Here is a 17,028-nt window from a genome sequence, read left to right on the forward strand (position 1 = left end):
GTGAAGCCCATTGGGGATGGCGCCCCGCCCCTTCCGGTGAGACACTGGCGCCGATCCCTGTCTGCCTCGAAGGACCGTTCCGATGCTTTCCCCCCTTTTCGCGCTGCTGCTCGCCGGTGTTCCCCAGGCGGCATCGACGCCTGCCGCCGCACCCGCGCCCACCCGCGTCGCGATCGAAACCACCGCCGGGCGCATCGTCATCGAACTCGCCCGCGCCCAGGCGCCGATCACCACCGCCAATTTCCTGCGCTATGTCGATGGAAAGCGGCTGAACGGCACCAACTTCTACCGCTCGGTCAAGGTCGCCCCCGGCTTCGGCTTCGTCCAGTTCGGCATCCGCAACGAGCCCAAGCGCATCCTCCCCCCGATCAAGCACGAACCCACCACCCAGACGGGCTTGAAGCATCTCGACGGCACCATCTCGATCGCCCGTCTGGCCCCCGGCTCGGCGCGTGGCGATTTCACCATCATGGTCGGCGACCAGCCCTCGCTCGATGCCGATCCGACGAAGCCCGGCGACAATCTCGGCTATGCCGCCTTCGGCCAGGTGGTGGAGGGCAAGGAGGTGATCGCCCGCATCCTCGACACCGCGACCGATCCCAATGCCGGCCCCTTCAAGGGCGAGATGCTCGCCAAGCCGGTGCAGATCACCAGCGCCGCCCGCGTGAAATAGCGCGGTCGCTTCAGCCTTCCTCGCTGACCAGCAGCTTGTCGATCCGGCGTCCGTCCAGATCGACCACCTCGAACCGCCATCCCTGCTCGACGAAGCTTTCGCCTTCGCCCGGCAGGTGGCGGAACGCGGCCAGCGCCAGCCCCGCCACGGTGGCATAATCCCGGTCGTCGGGCAGGTCGATGCCCAGCCGGTCGGCCAGCGCATCCGCCGCCATCGTGCCCGCCACCAGCAGCGACCCGTCGTCGCGCACCACGACCGAGGGCGCCTCGCCCGGCTCCGCGTCCGAGGCGAACTCGCCCGCGATCGCCGCCAGCAGGTCGGCCGGGGTCACGATCCCCTCGAAATGCCCGTATTCGTCATGGATCAGCGCCATCGGCACCTCGGCCTGGCGCAGCGCGATCAGCGCATCCATCGCGTCGATCCGGTCGATCACGACCGGCGCCTTGCGCATCAGCCGCTTCAGGTCGAGCGCCTCGCCGCGGAACAGCGCCATCGCGATGTCGCGCGCCTGCACCACGCCGATCACCGAATCGATCGATCCTTCGCCCACCGGCAGGCGCGTGCGCGGCGTATCGAGCAGCTTGGCGCGAATCCCCTCGGCATCCAGCGTGCAGTCCAGCCAGTCGATCTCGGTCCGGGGGGTCATCACCTCGCGCACCGGCCGGTCCGCCAGCCGCACCACGCCCGAGATGATCGAGCGTTCATGCTCCTCGATCACGCCCGACTTCGACGCCTCGGCCACGATCAGGTGCAGTTCCTCCGCCGTCACCTGGTCTTCCGCCTCGCGGTTCAGGCCCAGCAGGCGAAAGACGACGCCGCTGGTCGAATCGAGCAGCCAGACGATCGGTGCCGTGACGACCGCCAGCCAGCGCATCGGCAGCGCGACCAGCGCCGCGATCGGCTCGGGCTTGCGCAGCGCGAACTGCTTGGGCACCAGTTCGCCCACGATCAGCGAGGCATAGGTGGTCAACCCGATCACCAATGCGAAGCCGACCGACGCCGCGGTCGCGGGCGACAGGCCCAGCAATTGCAGCCGCGCGCCCACCGGCCCGCCCAGGCTCGACCCCGAATAGGCGCCCGCGACGATCCCGATCAGCGTGATGCCGATCTGTACGGTGGACAGGAACTTGCCCGGGTCGGCGGCGAGCAGCATCGCCGCCTGCGCACCTTTACGCCCGGTACGCGCCATCGCCTCCAGCCGCGCCTTGCGCGCGGAGACGATCGCCAGCTCGCTCATCGCGAACACGCCGTTCAGTCCCACGAGCAGCAGGATGATGACGACGTCGATCCAGGGGAAGGGGGGCAGCGGTGCCATTGGAATGCATCGTCCTTAACCGCAACGCCGCCCCTTCCACAATGCTTCTTGTTGGGCTTCGCGCGCATCGCCGAAATGGCGCCCCCGTGACCAAACCGTCACCAACCGTTCAGTTCGCATCCGGAACAAGGATCAGCAGCCCGAGTTATCGGGACAGCAAAAAGGGACAATCGTCATGCTGAAATCCGCCAGGTTCGCCACCGCCGCCGCGCTGGCCGCACTCGTCGCCACCGCCGGCTGCACCACCGATCCCGTCACCGGCGAACGTCGCATTTCCAAGGCTGCGATCGGCGGCCTGGGCGGCGCGGTCGGCGGCTATCTGCTCGGCGATCTCGTCGGCGGGCGCCGTGATCGCACCGAAAAGATCCTCGGCGCCGGCATTGGCGGCCTCGCGGGGGCCGGCATCGGCGCCTATATGGACAAGCAGGAGCGCGAACTGCGCGAGCGGACCGCGGGCACCGACGTGCAGGTCGTCCGCCAGGGCGACGATCTGCTGCTCAACATCCCGTCGGGCATCACCTTCGCCTATGATTCGGCCAATGTGCAGCCGCAGTTCCAGCGTACGCTGGATCAGGTCGCCAGCACCCTGTCGCAATATAATCAGACCTATATCGACGTGTACGGCCACACCGATTCGACCGGCAGCGACGCGTACAACCAGACGCTGTCGGAGCGCCGCGCCGTCTCCGTCGCCGATTACCTTTCTAGCCGCGGCGTGCAGCGCGCCCGCATCGGCACCCGCGGCTTCGGCAAGACGCAGCCGATCGAGTCGAACGACACCGATGCCGGCCGCGCCGCCAACCGCCGCGTCGAGATCAAGATCGTACCCATCCGCGAAGGCGACCTGCGCTAATCGCTCACGAAACAGCCCTCTCCCCCTCGGGGGAGAGGCGTTTCGGATCAACGGGCCGCCCCAGGCGCACCCCGATGGCGATCATCCCCGCCGAGCCAGAAAGAATTCCCGCAACATCGCCCCCGCCTCGCGCTCGGCGATCCCGGCGTATATCTCCGGCCGGTGATGGCAGGTGGCCTGCGCGAACACCCTCGCACCATGCTCCACCGCCCCGCCCTTGGGGTCCGCCGCCGCATAATAGAGCCGCGCGATCCGCGCATGGGCGATCGCGCCCGCGCACATCGCGCACGGCTCCAGCGTCACCCACAGGTCGCAATCCTCCAGCCGCTCGCGCCCGAGCAGCGCCGCGCCCTCGCGAATCACCCGCATCTCGGCATGGGCGGTCGGGTCGCACAATCGTCGCGGCGCATTGCCCGCGACCGCGATCACCTGCCCCTGATGGACCAGTGCGGCACCCACCGGCACTTCGCCGGCTGCGGCCGCGGCGCCTGCGGCCTCCAGTGCCGCGCGCATCGGATCGGGGGTGGCGAACATGCCCGCCCCCTGCCCGCGTCGCCGCGCGCCCGCAACTTATTGCGCGTTGGCGGGCTGCTCGCTCGGCTTCTCGACCGACAGCGTCGGCACTTCCACCGTCTTGGTCTGCGTGCCGACCGAAACCTTCGGCCCCTCGGCCCGGAACTGCGGCGCCTGCACCACGCCGGGGCGCGTCTGGTCGATGCTGACCCAGCCCAGACTCATCGCCACCGCGACAAGAAGAACGACGATGGCGATAAGGGCAAGAAGCGTACGCATGAGGTCCTGGCTCCGAATGGTGCGGCAGCGTAACTAACGCCGCGCCGCTCTGCGAGTTGCACCCGGCAACCGGTGAATCGGTTGACGACCTCCGACATACAGGCTATCCGCGCGGCCTTTCCGGGCAATTGCCTGAAACCAGGATAACGATCATGTCGCGCATTTGCGAGCTGACCGGCAAGGGCCGGCAGGTGGGCAACAACGTTTCCCACGCCAATAACAAGACCAAGCGTACCTTTCTGCCCAACCTGCAGAACGTCACGTTGATTTCCGACTCGCTCGAAAAGAGCGTGCGCCTGCGCGTGTCCACGCACGGCCTGCGTTCGGTCGAGCATAATGGCGGCCTCGACAACTGGCTCGTCAAGACCTCGGACGACAAGCTGAGCCTGCGCGCCCGTCGCCTGAAGCGCGACGTGGTGAAGAAGCGCGCCGTACCGGCCGAGACCGAAGCAGCCTAAACGCTTCGCGACGATCGCGTCCAAAGGCCCGCCGCTCACCCCGAGCGGCGGGCTTTCGGCGTTTGCGCAGGGTCGCCCAGGCCAAGCGCCTACCCATCCAACGCGAATTTCAGCAACAGCGAGCGTTGCAGCGGAAACTGGTTGTCGTCGGACACCAGCCACAGGATCGTCCGCCCGCCCTCCCGGGCCACCGCCATCCCCTCGAAATTGTCGTGGATCAGCGGGGCGGCCAGCGTCGCCAGCAGCCGCCCCCGCGCCACCCGGCCGGGCGCCACGTCGCGCGCCGCCACCCGCACGATCCGGTTGCCGAATCGGAACGGCAGCGCGAACGACCGTTCCAGCACCAGCAGGTCGCCATTCGGCAGCGCGACCGCATCCGCCACGTCATAGTGCGGTGCCACCATATAGCCGAAGCGCCGCGCCCGCCCCGCCAGCGGATCGCCGGCAAAGATCAGCCCGATGCGCGAATGCAGGCGCAGTGCCTCCGGTCCCCGCCAATGGGGCTTGGGCACCTTGGCCTCCTCGCTGATCGTCACGAAGCGACCATCGGGCATCCGCGCCAGCGATTCGGGGCCGCCATTTTCCGGCCAGCGCTTCATCGCCGCCGGGGCGACGCGCCCCTCTGCCGCCCTGAAATCGGGGGCATAGCGCCAGAACTGGTTCGCCCGCTCGAATCCCACCCAGATCCGGCCCGTCGCCGGGTCCATCGCCATCGATTCGCTGTCGCGGTCGCGCTTCTCCCATCCGGTGCCGGGCCCGGCCGGCAGATAGGAGAAATGCAGGCCATAGGGTCGCCAATCCGCCCCCATCCGGAACCGTACGACGTTGCCGCCATCGCTGAGCAGCGTGAAGCGGTCCCCCACCAGCGTCATCGCCGAAAAGCCGCCAAAGGCCGGATCGCGGCTGCTGAGGCGGATCCCGCCCAGATAGGTCAGCGCGCCGACCCGCCTCACCCCCGGATCGCGGGGATCAAGCGCCACGGGCGTCACCGTCATCTGCGCGCGGTCGTTCAGCAGCGCCAGCCGCTCCTCCCCCGACCAGCCGGGAACGACGATGAGGACGAGCAGCAGGGCCAGGAAAATACGCATCACCTCCGCGTCATAACGGCTGTGCTGCGCTGCGATACCGCCAGCTTCATCCTGAATGAAGGATAACGACCGCATTCAGGGATCGCTCAATGCGAATCACCCATAAGCGTGACAACGACGACGGAAATCCCGCCGCCGCGAAGACGAAACGGGAGTGAAGACGATGTTCAAGGTTCCGCTTATCAAGAGCCTGTCGCTTGCTGGTGCCGCACTGGCGATGACCGCCGGATCGCTGGTCGCCGCCGCCCCCGCAGAGGCGCAGCGCTACGGCTATTATGGCGACCGCTACGACCGCGGCTACAACCGCGACGGCTATCGGGATCGCGGCCGCTACGACCGTGGCTACCGCAACGATCGCGGCTGGCGCGACGATCGCGGCTATCGGGATCGTGGTCGCAACCCCTGCAAGGACGGCGACGGCGGCACCATCATCGGCGCGATCGCCGGTGGCCTGCTCGGCCGCACCGTCGACACCCGCGGCGACCGGGCCCTCGGCACGATCCTGGGTGCAGGCGCCGGCGCCCTTGCCGGCCGCGCGATCGACCGGTCCGACCGCCCCAATTTCTGCCGCTGATCGGCAGCACGAATTCCTCGCGTAGTGTATCGAGGATGAAAGCCGGCCCCCATGTACCAGGGGCCGGCTTTCCTGTTCTTAAATCCCTCTCCCCCGTGGGGGAGAGGGTTCTAAATCAATACATATGCTGCCCGCCGTTGATCGACAGCGTCGATCCCGTCACGAAGCCGGCCTCGTCCGAACACAGGAACGCCACGCCGCGCGCGATCTCGCTCGCCTGACCCAGTCGGCCGACGGGAATCTTGGCGACGATCTTGTCCAGCACGTCGGCGGGCACCGCGGCCACCATGTCGGTGTCGATATAGCCCGGCGCGATCGCGTTCACCGTCACGCCCGCGCGCGCACCTTCCTGCGCCAGCGCCTTGGTGAAGCCGTGGATGCCCGACTTGGCGGCGGCATAGTTCACCTGGCCATATTGCCCCGCCTGCCCGTTGATCGAACCGATGTTGACGATGCGGCCCCATTTGCGCTCGCGCATGCCCGGAAACGCCGCCTTGGCCATGTTGAAGCAACCGCCGAGATTGGTGTCCATGACCTCCTTCCACATCTGGTAGGTCATCTTCAGGATGGTGCCGTCGCGGGTGATGCCGGCATTGTTGACGATGATGTCCACCGGCCCCAGTTCCTCGGCCACCTTGGCGACACCCGCCTGGCATGCGTCATAATCGGCGACGTCCCACTTGTACGCCTTGATCCCCGTCCGCTCGGTAAAGGCCTGGGCCCGCTCGTCATTGCCGGCATAATTGGCGGCAACGGTGATGCCGGCATCCTTCAGGGCAAGGCTGATCGCCTCGCCGATTCCGCGCGTTCCACCGGTTACGATCGCTACTCGTGCCATCAGCCTCTCCCTTGGTTTGACGTGATCGATGCTACGGGTGCGAAGATCGCACCGCAATGGGGCTTTCGGGTTTTCCCTTACGGAACCCAGCCTTGCAACTCGCGCGACAGCAGCGCGCGCAGCATCGCCAGCCCCGTCTCGCTATCGTTCAGGCAGGGCAGATAGGCGAAGTGCGTGCCCCCTGCGCCCTCGAAACTCTCGCGCCCGCGGATCGCCAGTTCTTCCAGCGTTTCCAGGCAGTCGGCGGAGAATCCCGGTGCCAGGATCGCGACCTTCCTCACGCCCTTGGCCGGCAACGCCTCCAGCACCGTGTCGGTCGCCGGCTCCAGCCACTTGGCCCGCCCGAAACGCGACTGGAAGGTCACGATCAACTCGCGTCCCCCCAGGGTTTCCTGCATCGCCTCGCTCAGCAACCGTGCCGTCTTGCGGCAATGGCAATGATAGGGGTCGCCCAGCTCCAGCGTCCGCTGCGGCATGCCGTGAAAGCTCGCCAGGATCGCATCGGGCGCGAAATCCAGCGCCGCCAGCCCGGCCTCCAGACTGGTCTTCAGCGCATCGATATAAAGGGGATCGTCATAATAGGGCGGCAGCGTGCGTATCGCCGGTTGCCAGCGCATCTGCGCCAGATGCGCGAACGCCTTGTCGTTGGCGGTGGCGGTCGTCGCTGCGCAATATTGCGGATAAAGCGGCGCCAGCAGGATGCGCTCCACCCCCGCCTCCTTCATCGCCTGGATCCGGTCGCCGATCGCCGGCCGGCCATAGCGCATCGCCCAGTCGACCCTCACGCCCTCGCCGAACGCACCCTGCAAGCCTTTGGACTGAGCCCTGGTGATCGCCGCCAGCGGCGACCCGTCCTCGCGCCATACCTGTTGATAGGCATGGGCGGATTTTTTCGGCCGCGTGGTCAGGATGATGCCGCGCAGGATCGGCTGCCACGCGATCGCCGGCAGCTCCACCACCCGCTTGTCGGACAGGAACTCGCCCAGATAGCGTTTCACCGCCGGCGGGTCCGCCGCATCGGGCGTGCCCAGGTTGATCAGGAGCACGCCGATCTTGGGCGAAGAAATGGCGGGGTGCCCGGCGGGAAGGTTCATGGCGCCCCATGTAATGGCAATGTGCGAATGCGGAAGCCGCCCGATGCATACAATGCATTGGCGATGGCGGGCGCGACCGGCGGCACCGCCAGTTCGCCCACCCCGCCCGGCGGCTCATCCGATGCGACGAACTCGACGGTGATGTCGGGCGTGTCGGCAAGGCGCGGCAGCACCAGCCGGTCGAACCCGCGCGCCGTCGCCAGCCCGCCGGCAAAGCCCGTCGCCGCGCCGATCGCGCTCGCCAGTCCGAAGATCAGCCCGCCCTCGATCTGCTGGCGCACCACGTCCGGATTGACCATCCGACCGCAATCCACCGCCGCGACCAGCCGCTCCACCACCGGCCGCCCGCCCGGCCCCATCCGCGCCTCGGCCATCACCGCGATGTAGCTGCCGCGAAAGCCATGGGCGGCAATGCCTTGCCCGCTGTCCGGCACGCCGCCTTCCCATCCGCCCAGCGACGCCGCGGTGGACAGGCAGCGCGCCAGCCGCGGCTCGCCCCCCAGCATCCCGATGCGAAAGGACAGCGGCTCCACCCCCGCCGCCCGTGCCAGTTCGTCGACGAAGCATTCGTTGAAGAAACAATTGGCCCCATGCGCCCCGCCCCGCACATGCCCAGTCGGCACGCCGATATCGGCGCGGTGGTGGTCGACCGCCAGCGCCGCCACCCGGTAGGGCGGCACCGCCCCGCCCGTCGCATAGGTTTCGCGCAGCATCCGCCGCGGCAGACCCGGCACCAGCCGCTCCGCCAGCGCCCCGCCCGTCGGCGGCGCGGCGATCTTCGCCTGCCAGCCCAGTACCGCGCCGTTCGCCCCCAGCCGCGCGCTCATCGCGGCCACCGCCGGCGCCCGGTAATAATCATGCAGCAACGCCTCGCCGCGCGACCACATCAGGTTCACCGGCCGCTTCAGCTGCATCGCGATCCGCGCCGCCTGCGCCACCGCATCATGCTCCAGCGCCGCGCCGAACGATCCGCCGATCATCATCGCATGCACCGTCACGCGCGATTCGGGCAGGTCCGCCGCCGCGGCCGCCACCGCGCGCGCCCGCGCCGGCGCCTGGGTCTGCGCCCATATTTCCAGCCGGTCGTCCCGGTATGCGGCCACCGCGCCCGGCGTCTCGATCCCGCCATGCACCATCGGCGCCACGCGGTAGGTGGCACTGACCGCCTGCCCCGCCGACAGCGCCGCCTCGATATCGCCGACCGCCGCCACCGAACGCCCGTCGTCCTTCAACGCCGCGTCCAGCGCCGCTGCGATCGACGCGGTGGAAGGCGCCGGCCCTTCGCTGGCGAAGCGCGGATGGCTGGCATCCAGCGCGCGCGTCGCGGTCCACCACGTTGCCGCCGCCACCGCGACCCAGTCGTCCGTCTCGATCACCTCGACCACACCCGGCACCCGACGCGCCGCCGCCCGGTCGATGCCGACCAGCCGGCTGCCGATCGGCCCCTGGCGCACCGCGACATGCACCATGTCGGGCAGGCGGATGTCCGCGGTGAAGTTGGCCGACCCGTCGACCTTCGACGGCGCATCCAGTCGCGGCACCGCCTTGCCCATCAGCGCGCCCGCGCCCTGCACCCCGATGGGCAGGGGATCGGGCACCGTCTCGCGCACGGCATCGTCCACCAGCTCGGCAAAGCGCAGCCGCTTGCCCGCATGGGTGACGAACCCCGCCTCGGTCGCACAGTCCGCCCAGTCCGCATCCCACCGCCGCGCCGCCGCCTGGATCAACAGCGCGCGCGCCGCCGCCGCCGCTTCCCGCGCCGGCCCCTCGAACATCCGCACGGACGAGGACGCCGCCGTCACCATCGCCGCATTACGCGTCGCCCACTCGCCCCGCCAGGATGCCGGCACCGCATCGAACCCATGCTCGAACAATTCGTCCAGCCCCAGCGGGTTGGCATAAAGCGGATGCACCGGCGCCGGCGTCACCGCCACGGTGCGCCAGTCCGCGCCCAGTTCGTCCGCCACGATCTGCGGCAAGGTGGTGTAGACGCCCTGCCCATGCTCGGCCTGCGGCACCGCGACGGTGACATGCCCGTCCCGCCCGATCTTCAGCCATGCGCCGAACGCCCGCTCGTCCGGCCCCACGGTCAGCCCCGGCGCATAGTCGCGCGGCCACAGCCCCCAGGCCACGACCAGCCCCAGTCCGGCCCCGCCCCCCACCAGCACTGTCCGCCTGCCGATCATCGTCATGGCCCGGGCCTTTAGAGGCTGTCTGGAGATTGGCGAAAGAGCCAATCTTGGCGGTGCCGGCCCGCTCCCCCACCCGACCTCTCATCAAGGATACTCTGTGGGAGGTCGGGTGGGGGAGCATTGGGCCGGTCATGCCCCCGGCATGACCTGAACAGCGCGGGGCGCTGTTCACCCGACGCTGGCCGGCACCGCAAAATGCGCCCACAGCGCATTTCAAATCACGCCTTCAGGCCGCCACCAGCGCCCGGTACCGCGCCTTCAGCGTCACCTTGTCGATCTTCTCGGTGCCCAGCCGGGGCAGCGCCTCGTCGACGATCCAGATGCGGCGCGGCACCTTGAACGCCGCCAGATGCTCGCCCAGAAACGCCTCCAGCCCGGCCGCATCCACGTCCGCGCCGTCGTGCAGATGGACGACCGCGCCCGGCACCTCGCCCATGCGCGCATCCTCCAGCCCGAACACCGCCGCCTCGGCCACCCCGGCATGCGCATAGAGGGCCGCCTCCACCTCCTGACAGCTGATGTTCTCGCCGCCGCGGATGATGATGTCCTTCTTGCGATCGACGATGAACAGATAGCCGTCCGCATCCAGCAGCCCGATATCGCCCGTCCGGAAGAAGCCGTCCGCGGTAAAGGCCGCCGCGGTGGCCTCCGGCTGCCCCCAATATTCCCGGAAGTTCGCGACCGACCGGATCGCCACCTCGCCGCGTGCCCCTTGGGCGACCGGCCGCCCGTCATCGTCGACGATTCTCAGCTCAACGAGCGGCGGCGAGGCGCGTCCCGCCGAATCGGGCTTCGCCAGATAGTTGGAGCGCCAGTTGCCCGATCCCGTCGCGTTGGTCTCGGTCAGGCCATAACCGATCAGCGGCGCCGTCCCGCCCATCTCGGCCGCGATGCGCCGCACATGCTCCACCGGCCGCGGCGCGCCGCCCGCCGCCAGGTCGACCAGGCACGACAGGTCGTACTGACCACGGCTCGGATGGTTCAGCATCTCCAGCCCCATCAGCGGCACGCCCACGAAATAGGTCACGCGCTCCGCCGCGATCAGCCGCATCGCCTCCTGCGCATCCCATTTCGGCATCAGGACCAGCTTGCGCCCCATGGCGAAGCTTTGCAGCATCACCGGCACCTCGGCGGTGACGTGGAACAGCGGCAGGCTGAGCAGCGTGGCCGGCTGCCCTTGCGGCGGGTTGCCGTCGGCGGTGGCGATGCTCAGCATCGTCATCGCCTGGGTCAGGAAGTTGAACGTCCCCTGCACCACCGCCCGGTGGTCGGACAGCGCCCCCCTGCATCGGCCCGTCGATCCGCTGGTGAACAGGATCGTGGCGTGATCGTCCGGCCCCACCGCGGGCAGCGGCACCGCATCGCCTTCCTCCGGCGCCATCAGCGGACCCAGCGCCTGTCCCAGCGGCAGATGGTCGTCCAGCACCAGCACCGGCGCGGCCAGATCGGCCACCCCCTCCAGCCGCTTGGCCCGGGGCAGGTCGGCCACGATCAGCGCGCACGCCACGTCGCGCGTCGCCTGCCCCAGCTCGTCCGCCTGCCACCATCCGTTCAACAGCGTCGCGACCCCGCCCGCAATCAGCACGCCCATATAGGTCACGATCCAGGCCGGCGAGTTGCGCATCGCGATGCCCACCCGGTCGCCCTTCCTCACCCCGCGCGCCGCCAGCCCGTTCGCCACCAGCACCGCGGCATCATAGGTTTCGGTAAAGCTCAGCCGCTCCTCGCCCGATACCAGAAAGGTCGCCGCGCCATGCTGCGCACAAAAATGCGCGAAATAGGCGGGCAGGCTGGGCGGTGCCGCCGCGATCACCGGCAGGTCGAGCCCATGTCTGGTGATCGAGCCCAGCGCCAGCGGCCCGCCCGCGCCGGTCAGCGCCGCCACCGCCGCGTCCATCCGCCCGTCCAGCTCGGTCCGCATCGCTCTCTCCTTTATCGGGCTCTTGGTCTTGCCGTTGCCCGCCACTATGCAGACGCGGACCATGAGGGAAAAGCCTTGATCGAATTGCTCGCGGCCGCCACCGGCCATATCCGCTTCGAGGATCTGGGATTGCACCCGGATGTCTTCTCGATCGGCTTCTTCACGCTGCGCTGGTACAGCCTGGCCTATATCGCCGGCATTCTCATCGGCTGGTGGTATCTGTTGAAGCTGCTGGCCCAGCCCGGTGCCCCGATGGCGCGGCGCCATGCCGACGATCTGGTGTTCTACGCCACGCTCGGCATCATCCTGGGCGGCCGTATCGGCTATGTGCTGTTCTACGCGCCGGAAATGATCCTCCACCCGCTGCGCATCCTGCGGCTGTGGGATGGCGGCATGAGCTTCCATGGCGGGGTGATCGGCACCTCGCTCGGCCTCATCCTGTTCGCGCGCAAGCACAAGCTCGATTGGCTGCGCGTCCATGACTATATCGCCTGCTGCGTTCCCTTCGGCCTGTTCTTCGGCCGGCTGGCGAATTTCGTGAACGGCGAACTCTGGGGCAAGCCGACCGACGTGCCCTGGGCGATCGTCTTTCCGCGCACCGTGCCCTTCGGCATCCCCGATCCCGCCCGCCATCCCAGCCAGCTCTACGAGGCGGGGCTGGAGGGCCTCCTGCTCTTTGCCGTCCTGTGGTTCGCCTTCTGGCGCACGAAGGCACGCTACGAGCCGGGCCGGCTCGTCGGCCTGTTCGTGCTCGGCTATGGCTTGGCTCGCTTCACCGTCGAATTCTTCCGCGAACCCGACAGCCAGTTGCGGGCATTTGCCGAACAGACCGGCCTCCATATGGGCCAGTGGCTGTGTGTGCCGATGATCGCCGGCGGCCTGTACCTCGTCCTCACTGCGCCGAAGCGCCGCCAGCGGGTAGAGCCGATCGCCGGCCCGAACAGCGTCGCCTGAATGTCGTCCGACTCCCCCCTGATCCCCCGGCCGATTTCGTCCGCACCGCCGAGGAGGCTCTGCCTGAGCGCATGGCCCGCGCCATCGCGCTCGCCGGGCCGATCCCGCTGTCGCAGTACATGGCCGCGGCCAACGCGCATTATTATGCCAGCCGCGATCCGCTGGGCACCGGCGGCGACTTCACCACCAGTCCCGAGATCAGCCAGATGTTCGGGGAGCTGATCGGCCTGTGGTGCGCCGACCTGTGGGACCGCGCCGGCCGTCCGGAGGTCGCCTGGGTCGAACTCGGCCCCGGCCGCGGCACGCTTGCCGCCGATGCGCTGCGGGCGATGAACAGGGCCGGGCTCGCGCCCCCCGTCCATTTCGTCGAGACCAGCCCTGCACTGCGCGACGCCCAAAGGGCGCGGGTGCCGCACGCGACCTGGCACGACACGGTGGACACGCTGCCCACCGAGCCTGCGCTGATCGTCGTCGCCAACGAATTTTTCGATGCGCTTCCCATCCGCCAGCTGGTCCGGCGCGGCGAGGGGTGGCACGAACGCCTGATCGCGGCGCAGGATACGCTCTTCCTCCCCATCGCCGGCCCGGCCGTGCCGATCGCGGTCATTCCCGAGCCTTTACGCGATGCCGCCCCCGGCTCGATCATCGAGGTATCGCCCCATTCCGTCGCGATCATGCGCAGCCTCGCCGCCCGGATCGTCGCGCAGGGCGGCGCGATGCTCGCCATCGACTATGGCTATGAGGGCCCCGCACTCGCCGACACGTTGCAGGCGGTGCGCGGCCACGCCTTCGCCAACCCCTATGAGGCGCCGGGCGAACACGACCTGTCCGCGCATGTCGATTTCACCACGCTCGCCGCCGCCGCGCAGAGCGCCGGCGCCACCGCCTTCGGCCCCGTCACCCAGCGCGACCTGCTCGGCCAGCTCGGCATCGACCAGCGCACCGCCGCGCTCGCGCGCCGCACGCCCGACAGGGCGGACGCGCTGCTTGCCGACCGGACCCGGCTGATGGACGCGATGGGCACGCTGTTCCGCGCGCTTGCCATCACCCGGCCCGACTGGCCCGTACCTGCAGGATACGGCGAATGATCCGTTACCGCCCCGCCCGCGCGGAGGATGCCGACGCGCTCGCCGCCTGCGCGCGCGCCGCCTTTACCGAAACCTTCGGCACCCTCTACAGCGCCGGCGACCTCGCCACCTTCCTCGACGAAGCGTTCGGCCCTGCCGGCCTCCCCGCCCAGATCGGCCGCCCCGGCTGGCACATTCAGGTGGCGCTGGACGGCGACCGCATCGCCGGTTTCGCCAAGCTCGGCCCCGTCGCCTTTCCCGGCGAGTGGTCGGCAAACGCGATCGAACTCCACCAGCTTTACGTGCGCCAGCCCTGGCTCGGCGCCGGCATCGGCCCCGCCCTGATGGACTGGGCACTCGCCCACGCCACCGCGCACGGCGCGTCCGAAATGCTGCTCTCGGTCTTTGTCGACAATCACCGCGCCAAGCGCTTCTACGCCCGCTACGGCTTTCAGGATATCGGCCGCTACGACTTCGCGGTCGGCAACACGATCGACGAAGACCGCATCATGCGCCTGCCCCTATAACAAGAAAAAGCCCTCTCCCCTCCGGGGAGCATCAGGTGAACAGCGCCCCGCGCTGTTCAGGTCATGCCGGGGGCATGACCGACCTGATGCTGGTTGGGTGAGGGGCCGCCCCAAACGCAGCACTGCTTGGCACCCCCTCACCCTCCCACTGCCTGAAGGCAGCGGGCCAGTGTAGGGTGAACAGCGCCCCATGCTGTTCAGGTCATGCCGGGGGCATGACCGACCCAACACTCCTCTCCCCACCGGGGAGAGGGAAATAATGCCGGAACCCCAAACATGACCATAACCCCCCTAACCACCCCAATCCTAACCCCCATCCCCCACGGCTTCCTCGGCCGAACCGGCGGCGTCTCCACGGGCCTCCACAACGGCCTGAACGTCGGCCTCGGCTCGGAGGACGATCGCGACGCCGTGCAGGAAAACCGCACCCGCGCCCGCGACGCGGTCCTCCCCGGCGCCCGCCTCGTCACCCTCTACCAGATCCACTCCGCCGAGGCCGTCACCCTGCGCACCGCGCCCGAGGACGATGTCCGCCCCGAAGGGGACGCCCTCGTCACCGACCGCCCCGGCCTCCTTCTCGGCATCCTCACCGCCGACTGCGCCCCCGTCCTCTTCGCCGATGCCCATGCGGGCGTCATCGGCGCCGCCCATGCCGGATGGAAGGGCGCGCTTGCCGGCGTGACCGACGCCACCCTCGCCGCGATGGAGGCGCTCGGCGCCGACCGTGCCCGCATCGTCGCCGCGATCGGCCCCTGCATCGCCCGCACCAGCTACGAGGTCGACGCCGCCTTCCTCGCCCGCTTTACCGCCGCCGACCCCGCCAACGAGCGCTTCTTCCAGCCGGCGCGTGCCGACCACCACCGCTTCGATCTCGAAGCCTATGTCGCCCACCGCCTCGCCGCCGCCGGCATCACCCGCGTCGCCGCACTCGGCCAGGATACCTACGCGCAGGCCGATCGCTACTTCAGCTACCGCCGCGCCACCCACCGCGCCGAACCCTCCTACGGCCGCCAGATCAGCCTGATCGGCCTGCCCGACTAGAACCGGACACGATCGCGATCGTACGGGCCAAGCCCCCCGGCACGCGGCGCGGAAGGAGGCGCTGTCCTACACACCCTGTTTCCGCTATGTTCCGGGCATGGGTCAGGCTCGCTCCCTCCACCTTCTTCCAACCAGCACGATTGCAAAAAAGGTAAGTGGACACGCAAGGGGGGACGTAGTGTCCACTTCCGCGGGTGAACCGAGCAAGTGCCGCGAATCACGCCCTTTCCCTTCCCCCATCGCCACCGCTACCCTGCCCCCATCCCGCCCGACAGAGGCGGCCCCCTTCGCAGGAGACCAGCGCATGCCCGACGAATCCGATCTCACCGGCACGCCCCAGCCCAATGCGCCCAAGGCCGAGCCCCGCACGCTCGGCGCCCGCAAGCTGAAACCCGCCACGATGATGATGGGCCATGGCTATGACCCGACCCTGTCGGAAGGCTCGCTGAAACCGCCGATCTTTCTCACCTCGACCTTCGTCTTCCCCAACGCCGCCGCCGGCAAACGCCATTTCGAGGGCGTGACCGGCAAGCGGCCCGGCGGCGCGGAGGGTCTGGTCTATTCCCGCTTCAACGGCCCCAATCAGGAAATCCTCGAGGATCGCCTCGCCATCTGGGAGGAGGCGGAGGACGCGCTGGCCTTTTCCAGCGGCATGGCCGCGATCGCCACGCTGTTCCTGTCGCTGGTCCAGCCCGGCGACACCATCGTCCATTCCGGCCCCCTCTATGCCGCCACCGAAACGCTGATCGGCCGCGTGCTCGGCCGTTTCGGGGTCAAGTGGCTCGACTTCCCCGCCGGCGCCACCCGCGAGGAGATAGAGGGCGTGCTGGAACGCGCCGGCGATGGACGGATCGCGCTCATCTATCTGGAAAGCCCGGCCAACCCGACCAATGTGCTGGTCGATATCGAGGCGGTGGTCGCCGCCCGCGACGCCCGCTTCCCCGGCGAGAACAGGCCGCCGATCGCGATCGACAACACCTTTCTGGGGCCGCTCTGGCAACAGCCGCTGCGCCACGGCGCCGATCTCGTCGTCTACAGCCTCACCAAATATGCCGGCGGCCATTCCGATCTGGTCGCGGGCGGCGTGCTGGGGTCGAAGGCACTGATCAACACCGTCCGCTCGATGCGCAACACGATCGGCACGATCTGCGACCCCAACACCGCCTGGATGCTGTTGCGCAGCCTGGAGACGCTGGAACTCCGCATGAGCCGCGCCGGCGAGAACGCCGCCAAAGTCTGCGCCTATCTGCGCGATCACCCGAAGGTGGAGCGGATGGGCTATCTCGGCTTCATCACCGACCCGCGCCAGCAGGATATCTACGACCGCCACTGCACCGGCGCCGGCTCCACCTTCTCGCTCTACCTGAAGGGCGGCGAGGCGGAGGCGTTCCGCTTCCTGGACGCGCTGCGCATCGCCAAGCTGGCGGTCAGCCTGGGCGGCACCGAGACGCTTGCCAGCCATCCGGCGGCGATGACGCACCTGTCCGTCCCCGACGAACGCAAGGCCGCGCTCGCCATCACCGACAATCTGGTGCGCATCTCGATCGGCGTGGAGGACGCCGACGACCTCATCGCCGACTTCGAACAGGCCCTGGCCGCGATCTGATGTCTCCGACCCTCTCCCCTCCGGGGAGAGGGTAT

17 protein-coding genes are annotated in these 17,028 nt (G+C 68.8%); 9 read left to right on the forward strand and 8 right to left on the reverse strand.

Annotation, left to right across the window (positions count from 1 at the left end; genetic code table 11):
• Positions 1 to 82 precede the first annotated feature (82 nt).
• The gene (locus NPJ82_RS15620; protein ID WP_112381628.1) at positions 83 to 673 is read left to right on the forward strand and encodes a peptidylprolyl isomerase; all 591 of its coding nucleotides are present in this window, start codon (positions 83 to 85) and stop codon (positions 671 to 673) included.
• A gap of 10 nt (positions 674 to 683) precedes the next feature.
• Here the strand turns inward: NPJ82_RS15620 and NPJ82_RS15625 are convergent, their stop codons facing one another.
• Positions 684 to 1,988: a hemolysin family protein gene (locus tag NPJ82_RS15625; RefSeq protein WP_112381629.1), complete on the reverse strand. Its 1,305-nt coding sequence runs from the start codon at positions 1,986 to 1,988 to the stop codon at positions 684 to 686.
• 175 nt (positions 1,989 to 2,163) lie between these two features.
• Here NPJ82_RS15625 and NPJ82_RS15630 point away from each other — a divergent pair, with 175 nt between their 5' ends.
• Positions 2,164 to 2,841, forward strand: a complete 678-nt coding sequence (locus NPJ82_RS15630; RefSeq protein WP_342657934.1) for an OmpA family protein — start codon at positions 2,164 to 2,166, stop codon at positions 2,839 to 2,841.
• Between the two features lie 81 nt (positions 2,842 to 2,922).
• Here NPJ82_RS15630 and NPJ82_RS15635 read toward each other — a convergent pair whose 3' ends face one another.
• Positions 2,923 to 3,354, reverse strand: coding sequence for a nucleoside deaminase (locus NPJ82_RS15635; protein ID WP_342659038.1), 432 nt, complete (start codon positions 3,352 to 3,354; stop codon positions 2,923 to 2,925).
• Between the two features lie 57 nt (positions 3,355 to 3,411).
• Complete coding sequence (locus tag NPJ82_RS15640) at positions 3,412 to 3,633, reverse strand: hypothetical protein (protein ID WP_112381631.1); 222 nt, start codon at positions 3,631 to 3,633, stop codon at positions 3,412 to 3,414.
• A gap of 152 nt (positions 3,634 to 3,785) precedes the next feature.
• Between NPJ82_RS15640 and rpmB the strand changes: the two genes are divergently transcribed.
• Positions 3,786 to 4,091, forward strand: a complete 306-nt coding sequence (gene rpmB / locus NPJ82_RS15645) for a 50S ribosomal protein L28 (RefSeq protein WP_112381632.1) — start codon at positions 3,786 to 3,788, stop codon at positions 4,089 to 4,091.
• A gap of 89 nt (positions 4,092 to 4,180) precedes the next feature.
• Here rpmB and NPJ82_RS15650 read toward each other — a convergent pair whose 3' ends face one another.
• Positions 4,181 to 5,179 carry an esterase-like activity of phytase family protein gene (locus NPJ82_RS15650; protein WP_342657935.1) on the reverse strand — a complete coding sequence of 333 codons (999 nt, stop codon included), beginning with the start codon at positions 5,177 to 5,179 and terminating at the stop codon, positions 4,181 to 4,183.
• A 163-nt stretch (positions 5,180 to 5,342) separates the two neighbouring features.
• Here NPJ82_RS15650 and NPJ82_RS15655 point away from each other — a divergent pair, with 163 nt between their 5' ends.
• Positions 5,343 to 5,753 carry a glycine zipper 2TM domain-containing protein gene (locus tag NPJ82_RS15655; protein ID WP_112381818.1) on the forward strand — a complete coding sequence of 137 codons (411 nt, stop codon included), beginning with the start codon at positions 5,343 to 5,345 and terminating at the stop codon, positions 5,751 to 5,753.
• 115 nt (positions 5,754 to 5,868) lie between these two features.
• On the opposite strand, the gene phbB is transcribed toward NPJ82_RS15655, so the two are convergent.
• From phbB to NPJ82_RS15675, 4 genes are all read right to left on the reverse strand, one after another.
• Positions 5,869 to 6,591 carry an acetoacetyl-CoA reductase gene (gene phbB / locus NPJ82_RS15660; RefSeq protein ID WP_112381633.1) on the reverse strand — a complete coding sequence of 241 codons (723 nt, stop codon included), beginning with the start codon at positions 6,589 to 6,591 and terminating at the stop codon, positions 5,869 to 5,871.
• Positions 6,592 to 6,668: 77 nt separating this feature from the next.
• On the reverse strand, positions 6,669 to 7,685 hold the full coding sequence (hemH, locus tag NPJ82_RS15665) for a ferrochelatase (RefSeq protein WP_342657936.1): 1,017 nt from the start codon (positions 7,683 to 7,685) through the stop codon (positions 6,669 to 6,671).
• Positions 7,682 to 9,877 (reverse strand): molybdopterin cofactor-binding domain-containing protein, encoded by a 2,196-nt coding sequence (locus tag NPJ82_RS15670; RefSeq protein WP_342657937.1) that lies wholly within the window; start codon positions 9,875 to 9,877, stop codon positions 7,682 to 7,684. The genes hemH and NPJ82_RS15670 overlap by 4 nt, the downstream gene beginning before the upstream one ends.
• A 226-nt stretch (positions 9,878 to 10,103) precedes the next feature.
• Positions 10,104 to 11,798, reverse strand: coding sequence for a class I adenylate-forming enzyme family protein (locus NPJ82_RS15675; RefSeq protein ID WP_205411554.1), 1,695 nt, complete (start codon positions 11,796 to 11,798; stop codon positions 10,104 to 10,106).
• 75 nt (positions 11,799 to 11,873) lie between these two features.
• On the opposite strand from NPJ82_RS15675, the gene lgt reads away from it, so the two are divergent.
• The 5 genes from lgt (at position 11,874) to NPJ82_RS15700 (ending at position 16,993) form a co-directional block, all read left to right on the forward strand.
• Positions 11,874 to 12,752 (forward strand): prolipoprotein diacylglyceryl transferase, encoded by an 879-nt coding sequence (gene lgt / locus NPJ82_RS15680; protein ID WP_112381636.1) that lies wholly within the window; start codon positions 11,874 to 11,876, stop codon positions 12,750 to 12,752.
• Positions 12,753 to 12,823: 71 nt separating this feature from the next.
• Positions 12,824 to 13,840: an SAM-dependent methyltransferase gene (locus NPJ82_RS15685; protein ID WP_342657938.1), complete on the forward strand. Its 1,017-nt coding sequence runs from the start codon at positions 12,824 to 12,826 to the stop codon at positions 13,838 to 13,840.
• Positions 13,837 to 14,346: a GNAT family N-acetyltransferase gene (locus NPJ82_RS15690; protein WP_342657939.1), complete on the forward strand. Its 510-nt coding sequence runs from the start codon at positions 13,837 to 13,839 to the stop codon at positions 14,344 to 14,346. The genes NPJ82_RS15685 and NPJ82_RS15690 overlap by 4 nt, the downstream gene beginning before the upstream one ends.
• A gap of 276 nt (positions 14,347 to 14,622) precedes the next feature.
• Entirely contained in the window at positions 14,623 to 15,387 is a 765-nt protein-coding gene (gene pgeF, locus NPJ82_RS15695) for a peptidoglycan editing factor PgeF (RefSeq protein WP_342657940.1), read from the forward strand.
• 304 nt (positions 15,388 to 15,691) lie between these two features.
• Complete coding sequence (locus NPJ82_RS15700) at positions 15,692 to 16,993, forward strand: cystathionine gamma-synthase family protein (RefSeq protein ID WP_342657941.1); 1,302 nt, start codon at positions 15,692 to 15,694, stop codon at positions 16,991 to 16,993.
• Positions 16,994 to 17,028: the final 35 nt, after the last annotated feature.

The sequence above is a fragment of the Sphingomonas sp. NY01 genome (genome assembly GCF_038809135.1).
Taxonomy (GTDB): domain Bacteria; phylum Pseudomonadota; class Alphaproteobacteria; order Sphingomonadales; family Sphingomonadaceae; genus Sphingomonas; species Sphingomonas carotinifaciens.